General features: G+C 74.0%; 6 protein-coding genes. 4 read left to right on the plus strand and 2 right to left on the minus strand.

Features of this window, described 5'->3' with window-relative positions:
- Window positions 1-40: 40 nt before the first annotated feature.
- On the minus strand, window positions 41-751 hold the full coding sequence (trhA, locus tag ABEA15_RS23095; RefSeq protein ID WP_386699205.1) for a PAQR family membrane homeostasis protein TrhA: 711 nt from the start codon (window positions 749-751) through the stop codon (window positions 41-43).
- Between the two features lie 240 nt (window positions 752-991).
- On the minus strand, window positions 992-2,353 hold the full coding sequence (locus ABEA15_RS23100) for a DUF2252 domain-containing protein (protein WP_345559004.1): 1,362 nt from the start codon (window positions 2,351-2,353) through the stop codon (window positions 992-994).
- Window positions 2,354-2,722: 369 nt separating this feature from the next.
- On the opposite strand from ABEA15_RS23100, the gene ppdK reads away from it, so the two are divergent.
- The 4 genes from ppdK (at window position 2,723) to ABEA15_RS23120 (ending at window position 9,286) form a co-directional block, all read left to right on the plus strand.
- Window positions 2,723-5,401 (plus strand): pyruvate, phosphate dikinase, encoded by a 2,679-nt coding sequence (gene ppdK, locus ABEA15_RS23105; protein ID WP_345559006.1) that lies wholly within the window; start codon window positions 2,723-2,725, stop codon window positions 5,399-5,401.
- Between the two features lie 124 nt (window positions 5,402-5,525).
- On the plus strand, window positions 5,526-6,503 hold the full coding sequence (locus ABEA15_RS23110) for a YdcF family protein (RefSeq protein ID WP_345559008.1): 978 nt from the start codon (window positions 5,526-5,528) through the stop codon (window positions 6,501-6,503).
- 101 nt (window positions 6,504-6,604) lie between these two features.
- Window positions 6,605-7,909, plus strand: a complete 1,305-nt coding sequence (locus tag ABEA15_RS23115) for a deoxyguanosinetriphosphate triphosphohydrolase (RefSeq protein ID WP_345559010.1) — start codon at window positions 6,605-6,607, stop codon at window positions 7,907-7,909.
- A gap of 540 nt (window positions 7,910-8,449) precedes the next feature.
- Window positions 8,450-9,286 (plus strand): putative protein N(5)-glutamine methyltransferase, encoded by an 837-nt coding sequence (locus ABEA15_RS23120; protein ID WP_345559012.1) that lies wholly within the window; start codon window positions 8,450-8,452, stop codon window positions 9,284-9,286.
- Window positions 9,287-9,381 lie beyond the last annotated feature (95 nt).

The following is a 9,381-nucleotide window of genomic DNA, read 5'->3' on the forward strand; positions in this document are numbered from 1 at the left end:
CGCGGCGCAGGGCCGCCGGGCGCCCGGCCGGGCCGCTGCGTCAGCCGGCCGTGTAGACCACGAACGAGACGGCGATGTACTGGCAGATGTAGGCGGCCACGGTCAGCGAGTGGAAGACCTCGTGGAACCCGAACCAGCGCGGGGCGGGGTCGGGGCGCTTGAGTCCGTAGACGACGGCGCCCGCGCTGTAGAGCAGCCCGCCGGCCAGCACCAGGATCCAGGCCGCCGGATGGGTCCCGCTGATCAGCTGGGGGATGAACAGCACGGCGACCCAGCCGATCGCCAGGTACAGCGCGGTGGACAGCCAGCGCGGTGCGTTGAGCCAGAACACCTTGAACACCACTCCGGCCAGCGCGCCGGTCCAGATGAGCGCGAGCATGGCCGTGCGCAGCCCGCCGTCGAGCACCAGGACCACGAAAGGCGTGTAGGTGCCGGCGATGATCAGGTAGATGTTGGCGTGGTCCATCCGGCGCAGCACGGCCATCGGCCGGTGGGACCAGCGGCCGACGTGGTAGACGGCCGAGGTGGCGAACAGCAGCACGGCCGAGGCGGCGTAGACGGCCGCGGCGGCGCGCGCCGCCGCGGTGGGCGCCAGACTCACGAGCACGATCCCGGCGGCGAGCGCCAGCGGAGCGGTGCCCAGGTGCAGCCAGCCGCGCAGCCGCGGCTTGACCGCCTCGACCAGGTCGGCGGCGATCCCCCGCGCACCCTCGTGCTGCTGGTTCGGGGGCAGCGGATCGGGGCGTGTCACCGGGTTCCCCCTCGCATGCGAGCGCACACCTGAACCTCCGTCCTCCTGCGTGCCTTGGCGGTGCGCGGGGAGCGGGCCGGCGGGCTCCGCTCGGCGTGCCGCGATGAAGGCGCTGCCTCCCGCGATACTACCTACGGAAGCGTAGGTTACCGAACAGTAGAAGCGTGTGGCTCTGCGCACAGGCGGCGCGTCGGCGGCCGGCCGGCGGATGCCCGCGGGTCGCCGGCGCGCCGGGCGGACTCAGGCGCGGGCCCGCGTGGCGCCGGTGGAGCGGACACCGGGGATGGCGTTGCCGCGGAACGCCTCGACGAACAGCGCGCGGTCCTTTCGGGCCTGCTCGGCGTACTGGCGGGCGAACCCGGTGTTCCAGGCGATGAACTCCTCCTCGCGCCCGTCGAGCGCCTCGATGATGGCCTCCTCGGTCTGGAAGGACACCAGCGACTGGTCGGAGTCGCGGTCGGACACGCAGTGCGCCTTGGCGGTGGCGCGGCCCAGGTAGGCCAGCACCGACGCGATCTCGTCGGGCTCGGTCAGGTCGCTCCAGTCGAGGTCGTCGACGTAGGGGGAGAGTTCGGAGACCACGAATCCGACGCCGTCGTAGGTGGTGTGGCCCAGCAGCGGGTCGGCGTGCGCCTGGAGCGCGCGCTGGGAAACGGCGGTGCGGTGGCCGTGGTGCAGGAAGTACCGCTTGATGTCGGGGTCGGTGACCACCCGCGCGGGCGCGGCCACGTTGCCCTGCTTCATCGACAGCACGATGTCGTTGTCCAGAGCCTCGCTGAAGCCCTCGATGAGCACGTTGTAGGCGGGCAGCCCGGCGCTGCCGATGCCGAACCCGGCCTTGCCCACGACGTCCTTGACCCGGTAGGCGATGGAGTCGTAGCGCTTGTCGTCGGGGATCGTCGCCCGGTAGGCGTCGAACGCCGCGCACACGGCCTCGCGCTCCTCGGCGCCCAGCCGCCGCACGCCCGCCCCGTCGCGGAACCGGCGATCGTAGTCCTCCACCTGCGTCATGGAGTCCAGCAGCGTCACGCGGCTGTTCAGCCGGCTGCGCTGGAGCACGTCGCGGATGGGGCCGTCGGTGGTGTCCAGCCGCAGCGAGAAGGCCTCGTCCCCGCTGTGCTCGGCGAAGCGGCGCACCTGGTCGACGTAGGCGCGCACATAGGTCGCCACCAGCGCGTCGATGTCCTCGTCGGAGAACGCCTTGCGCCAGCTCAGCAGTGCGACGCTGGCCACGAACCGCCGCACGTCCCAGGTGTAGTGGCCCAGGTAGGCCTCGTCGAAGTCGTTGACGTCGAAGATGAGCGCGCCCCGCGCGTTCATGTAGGTGCCGAAGTTCTCGGCATGCAGGTCGCCCTGGATCCACACCCGGGAGGTGCGCTCGTCGGTCCAGGGGTCGTCGAGTCCGGCGACGTCGGCGTAGAACAGGCAGGCGCTGCCGCGGTAGAAGGCGAAGGGGTCGGCGGCCATCTTGCGGAACTTCGTCCGGAAGGCGCCGGGGTCGGCCTCCATCATCTCGGAGAAGGCGTCGACGAGGGTGGCGATGATGCGTTCCTGGCGCTCGGCGTCGGAGCGGGTCGGCACTGGTTCGCTTGTTTCGGGCATGTCCACATCCTCCCAGCGGTGGGCGCCGCCGCGCAGCCGCCCCGCTGGCCCCTCCCGCGCGGCGCGCCGATGGCAGTGGACCAGTGGGAGGGGGCGCCGCCCGGCGCCCCGTGCGTCCCACAGGCACCGTCCGCACCACCCTCGTCCACCTGCGCAGCCGCGCACATCCGCTCTTGTCCCGCCGCGGATCCGGCCTGGCGGGCGGAGGGAAACGTCCAGACCATTGGTATAGACCTATCGAAAGGATTCTGCCTGCGAAAACATCGGTATTAGGGTGGGGTGAGAGGTCGTAACGCGTCAGCTGGGTAGAGTTGCGCGCATTCCAGGACGAGCGGCCGCTTCAGGTCCTTCCGACAGCAGGGAGCCACCGTGCCCAAGTACGTTTACGAGTTCGCCGAGGGCAGCAAGGACCTCAAGGAACTGCTCGGCGGCAAGGGCGCCAACCTCGCCGAGATGACCAACCTCGGCCTGCCCGTGCCCCCGGGGTTCACGATCACCACCGAGGCCTGCCGGTACTTCCTCGCCAACGACGCCATGCCCGACGGCCTCGACGCCGAGATCGGCGCCAAGCTGAGCGCCCTGGAGCGCGCGATGGGCAAGCGGCTCGGCCAGCCCGACGACCCGCTGCTGGTCAGCGTCCGCTCCGGCGCCAAGTTCTCCATGCCCGGGATGATGGAGACGGTCCTCAACATCGGCCTCAACGACGAGTCGGTGCACGGCCTGGCGGCCCAGTCCGGCGACGAGCGCTTCGCCTGGGACTCCTACCGCCGGCTGATCCAGATGTTCGGCAAGACCGTCCAGGGCATCGGCGGCGAACTGTTCGACGACGCCTTCGAAGAGGTCAAGCGGCAGAAGGGCGTCGTCGGCGACCTCGACCTCGACGCCGCCGACCACCGCAAGCTCGTCGACGTCTTCAAGGGCATCGTCGCCGAGCACACCGGCCGGGAGTTCCCCGCCGACCCCCGCGAGCAGATGGACCTGGCCGTCCGCGCGGTCTTCGGCTCGTGGAACGCCCCTCGCGCCGTGCTCTACCGCCGCCAGGAGCGCATCCCGGTGGACCTGGGCACCGCGGTCAACGTCTGCGCCATGGTGTTCGGCAACCTGGGCATGGACTCCGGGACCGGCGTGGCCTTCACCCGCGACCCCGCCTCGGGCCGCCAGGGCGTCTACGGCGACTACCTGCAGAACGCCCAGGGCGAGGACGTGGTGGCCGGCATCCGCAACACGGTCCCGCTGGCCGACCTGGAGCGCGTCGACAGCCGCTGCTACGCCGAGCTCCTGTCGATCATGGAGACGCTGGAGAACCACTACCGCGACCTGTGCGACATCGAGTTCACCATCGAGCGCGGCAAGCTGTGGATGCTGCAGACCCGCGTCGGCAAGCGCACCGCCGCCGCGGCCTTCCGCATCGCCGACCAGCTCATCGACCAGGGCATGATCACCTTGGACGAAGCCGTCTCCCGCGTCACCGGCGACCAGCTCGCCCAGCTGATGTTCCCCCGCTTCGCCGACGACGTCGAGGGCCACCTGCTGGGCACCGGCATGAACGCCTCGCCCGGAGCCGCGGTGGGCAAGGCCGTCTTCGACTCCTACACCGCCATCAAGTGGGCGCGCAGCGGCGAGGACGTCATCCTGTGCCGGCGCGAGACCAACCCCGACGACCTGGAGGGCATGCTGTCGGCGTCGGGCATCCTCACCAGCCGGGGCGGCAAGACCTCCCACGCCGCCGTCGTCGCGCGCGGCATGGGCAAGACGTGCGTCTGCGGCGCCGAGGAACTGGGCATCGACACCAAGAACCGCCGCCTCACCGCGCCCGGCGGGGAGGTCGTCGAGGAGGGCGACGTCATCTCCATCGACGGCACCAGCGGCCGGGTCTACCTCGGCGCGGTACCGGTGGTCTCCTCACCGGTGGTGCGCTACTTCGAGGGCGAGATCGACCCCGCCTCCGACGAGGCCGACGACCTCGTCCGCGCCGTGGACCGCATCATGCACTACGCTGACGCCGCGCGCCGCCTGCGGGTGCGCGCCAACGCCGACAACGCCGAGGACGCCGCCCGCGCGCGCCGCATGGGCGCCGAGGGCGTCGGGCTCTGCCGCACCGAGCACATGTTCCTCGGCGACCGCCGCCAGCTCGTCGAGCGGCTCATCCTCGCCGACACCGAGGCCGAGCAGCAGGAGGCCCTCGACCGGCTGCTGCCTCTGCAGCGTGACGACTTCGCCGAGGCGTTCGAGGCCATGGACGGCCTGCCGGTGACCGTACGGCTGCTGGACCCGCCGCTGCACGAGTTCCTGCCCGACATCACCGAGCTGTCGGTGCGCGTGGCGGTCGCCGAGTCGCGCGGCGAGAGCCACGAGAACGACCTGCGGCTGCTGCAGGCCGTGCACAAGCTGCACGAGCAGAACCCGATGCTGGGCCTGCGCGGCGTACGCCTGGGACTGGTCGTACCCGGCCTGTTCACCATGCAGGTGCGCGCCATCGCCCGGGCCGCCGCGCAGCTGCTCGCCGAGGGCCGCCGCCCCCGACCCGAGATCATGATCCCGCTGGTGGGGACGGTTCAGGAACTGGAGATCATCCGCGACGAGTCCAACCGCGTGCTGCGCGAGGTCGGCGAGGAGTACGGCGTCGAGCTGGACTTCCCGGTCGGCACCATGATCGAGCTGCCGCGCGCTGCGCTGACGGCCGGGCAGATCGCGGAGAGCGCCGAGTTCTTCTCGTTCGGCACCAACGATCTCACCCAGACCGTGTGGGGGTTCTCCCGCGACGACGTGGAGGCGTCGTTCTTCTCCGCCTACCTGGAGAAGGGCGTCTTCGGCGTGTCCCCGTTCGAGTCGCTGGACGTCGAGGGCGTCGGGCGGCTGATCGAGATCGCGACAGCCGAGGGCCGCGCCGCCCGGCCCGGCATCAAGCTGGGCATCTGCGGCGAGCACGGCGGCGACCCCGACTCGGTGCACTTCTTCCACCGCGCGGGGCTGGACTACGTCTCCTGCTCGCCGTTCCGCGTCCCCGTGGCCCGGCTGGAGGCCGGGCGCGCCGCGGCGCGCGGCTGAGCCGGTCCCCGCAGGGCCCGGGTGCGCCGACCGCGGCGGCGCACCCGGGCCGGGCCCCGGCGGAGGGGCCGCCACGCGGTCGCACAGCCGCTCGGGAAGGTCGCGGCGTCGGTTATCGTCGGGCTTGTCCGAGGAGCGAGACCGGGGGTGGCTGGTGCCAGGAGCGGGGGAGGGCCGCGGCGACGCCGCTTCGACGCGGGGCCGGGCGGAAAACGGGGCCGAGGCCACCCGGGTGTTCACCCGGCCCGCGTCCGGTGCACCGAAGGACCGGGCCGAGGAGACGCGGCCGTTCTCGCGCGGCGCCCGCCCGGCCGACGGCGGCGCCGCTTCCCTCGACACCTCCGGCGCGCAGGGCGGGGATGCGGACGCGACACAGGTCATGCGCCGTTCCGCCGGACCGGACGGCGGCGGTCCCGGCGGGCCGGACGGCCCCGGGGACCGCGGCCCGCGCGGCGCCGCTCCCGCACCGCGCCCGCGCCGCCGGCGCCGCGTCCGGGTGCGCTGGATCGTGGCGCTGGCCCTGCTGCTCGTCCTGGCGGCGCCGCCCGCCACCTGGGTGTGGGTCTGGTACACCGCCCGCGCCGACGAGCGCCCGGCGTCGGACGCGATCCTGGTGCTGGGGGCCAGCCAGTACAACGGCCGCCCGTCGCCGATCTTCGAGGCGCGGCTGGCCCACGCCGAAGACCTCTACCGCGCGGGCGTCGCTCCCGCCGTCGTCACGGTCGGCGGCAACCAGCCCGGCGACAACTACACCGAGGGCGGATCGGGGCGCGACTGGCTGGTCGAGCAGGGCGTGCCCGCCGCCGACGTCGTCGCCGTCGAAGAGGGCGACGACACCCTGAAGAGCATCGAGGCCGTCTCCGGGGTCTTCGAGGACCGCGGCTGGTCCAGCGTGGTGATCGTCACCGACCCCTGGCACAGCCTGCGCTCCCGGCAGATGGCCGGCGACCACGGCATGGAGGCCGCCACCTCGCCGTCGCGCTCCGGCCCGGCGGTGATCGAGCGGGAGACCCAGCTGTGGTACATCACCCGCGAGACGGCCTCGCTCTGGTACTACTGGATCTTCGGCGACAGCAGCGACATCGAGGTCGACGCCGCCTGACCGCCCTGCGGGCTGCGTCCGGACTCCGCCCGGTCGGACCGCTCGACGCACGGTGCGCTGCGCACCTTCGCCGGTGCCGTTGCGTAGAGTCGATCGTGACCATGGCAGCGAGCGATGAGACCCCACCGCGCGGCTACAGCGCCCACGACCGGCGGCGCTGGGCCCCCGAACCCGACAAGAGCCGCGCGCGCGGCCCGTTCGAGCGCGACCGGGCGCGCGTGCTGCACAGCTTCGCGCTGCGCCGGCTGGCCGCGAAGACCCAGGTGGTCCAGCCCGGCGCCAGCGACTTCCCGCGCACCCGGCTGACCCACTCCCTGGAGTGCGCCCAGATCGGCCGCGAGCTCGGCGGGGCGCTGGGCTGCGACCCCGACCTGGTCGAGGCGGCCTGCCTGGCACACGACCTCGGGCATCCGCCCTTCGGCCACAACGGCGAGAAGGCGCTGGACGCGGCCGCGGCACCCTGCGGCGGGTTCGAGGGCAACGCACAGAGCCTGCGGCTGCTTACCCGGCTGGAAGGCAAGGTCCTCGTCGACGGGGCGGCGCCCGGCGAAGAGGCGCTCTCCGAGGGCGCCGAGCAGCCGGCCAGCGCCGGCCTCAACCTCACCCGGGCGACGCTGGACGCCACGCTGAAGTACCCGTGGCCGCGCGGCGGCGGCGACGGCCGCAAGTTCAACTGCTACCCCGACGACCGGGGGGTCTTCGACTGGATCCGCGGGGGCGCGCCCGCCGCCGGGCCGGGCGGCCGGCCGCGGCTGTGCTTCGAGGCCCAGGTCATGGACTGGGCGGACGACGTCGCCTACTCCGTCCACGACCTGGAGGACGCACTCTACGCCGGGATGATCCGGCTGCCCGCGCTGCACAGCCGCGCCGAGCGCGCCGAGGTGTGCGCGGTCGCCGCCTCCCTCTACGCCGACGCCGGGGCGGCCGAGCTGGAGGAGGTCTTCGCCGGTCTGATGGCCGAGCCGTTCTGGCCCAAGGACTTCTCCGGCGACCTCGCCTCGCTGGCGGCGCTGAAGAACCTGACCAGCGAGCTGATCGGCCGGCTGTGCCGCTCCGCCGAACAGGCCACCCGCGCGGCCTGCGGCCCCGGGCCCGTCACCCGCTACGCCGCCGACCTGGCCGTCCCGCGGCGGAATCTGCTGGAGTGCGCCCTGCTCAAGGCGCTGACCGCCCACTACGTTATGGCGCGGTCCGAGGCGGTGGCCTACCAGGCCCGCGAGCGCGAGATCATCGCCGAACTGGTCGACGCCGTCCAGCGCCGCGCACCCGCCACCCTGGACGGCCCCTTCCGCACCGCCTGGGAGCGCGCTCCGGACGGCACCGCCGCGCTTCGGGTGGTTGTGGACCAGGTCGCGTCCCTCACCGACACCTCGGCGCGTGCCTGGCACGCGCGCCTCGCCCGCTAGAGCGGGCGGGTGTGCGCGTGCGCCCGGCGGCGCGTCCGGGAGCCGCCTCGTGTGAGCCGCGCCGCGGGCCCCGGGCCGCGGGTCCGGGGTCCCGGCGGGCGGCCGTCGGCGCGGACCGGCGCGTTCCGCGTGGTCGTGGACCAGGTCGCGTCCCTTGCCGGCATCTCGGCCCGTGCGTGGCACGCGCGGCTCGCGCGCTGGAGCGGGCGGGTGTGCGCGTGCGCCCGGCGGCGCGTCCGGGAGCCGCCTCGTGTGAGCCGCGGGTCCCGGGTCGGGGGTCCCGGCGGGCGGTGAGGGCGGGCGGCCGTCGGCGCGGACCGCCGCGCACCCGGGTGGTACCGTGGCGCTCGCCGAGCCGCACGACCGCGTTCGGTAGTCCGACCAGGCAGAACCGGACCGCGTCCCCCTGAGGGGCGCCCGGCCGAGGAGGTGAGACCCGTTTCCGTCGTACCGGGCAGGGTGCTCACCCTCCGCGGCCCCGTCGCCGAACCGGCATAGACCGCCGCGGGAGCACCTTCACGCTTCCCGAAAGGCCGTCCGATGCCGCATTCGCCCATACCCGACCCGTCGCCCTCTTCGGCCGCCCCCTTCGCGCGGTCCGCACCGGCCTACCCCGCCGTCGTCGCCCGACTGCGCGCCGCCGGCTGCGTCTTCGCCGAGGACGAGGCCGACCTCCTGTTCTCCGCCGCGCTCGGTTCCGCCGACCTCGACGCGAAGGTCGGGCGGCGCGCCGCGGGCGTGCCGCTCGAGCACGTCGTCGGGTGGGCGGCGTTCGCCGGCCTGCGTGTCGCCGTCGACCCCGGCGTGTTCGTGCCGCGGCGGCGCACCGAGTTCCTCGTGGCCCGGGCCGCGGCCCTCGCGCCCGAGCGGCCGGCGGTGGTGGACCTGTGCTGCGGGTCCGGTGCCCTGGGCGCCGCGCTGGCCGCGGTCCGGCCCGGGGCCGAACTGCACGCCGCCGACGTCGACCCGGCCGCGGTCGCCTGCGCGCGGCGCAACGTCGCCGCCTTCGGCGGCACGGTCTACACGGGCGACCTCTACGACCCGCTGCCGCGCGGGCTGCGCGGCCGCGTGGACGTGCTGATGGCCAACGTGCCCTACGTCCCCACGGGCGAGATCGGCCTGCTGCCCGGCGAGGCGCGCGAGCACGAGGCCCGCACCGCGCTCGACGGCGGCCCCGACGGCCTGGCGACGCTGCGCCGGGTGAGCGCCGCGGCGCCGGTCTGGCTCGCGCCGGGTGGGCGCCTGCTGTTCGAGACGAGCGAGCGCCAGGCGGAGACGGCCGCGGCGATCGCCGCCGGCGACGGCTTCTGGGTACAGGTGGAGGCCGACGAGGAGATCGGCGCCACGGTGGTCGTCGCGACCGCGCCCGGCGCCTGACGGCGTCGCCGGGACCGGGGCCCGCGCGGCGGCGGCGCCCCGGTCGCGAGCGGGGGTCGGCTGTTCGGCCCCGCACCGGCCCGCCGCCGGCCTAC

It is taken from the genome of Streptomonospora halophila (assembly GCF_039542725.1).
GTDB classification, from domain to species: domain Bacteria; phylum Actinomycetota; class Actinomycetes; order Streptosporangiales; family Streptosporangiaceae; genus Streptomonospora; species Streptomonospora halophila.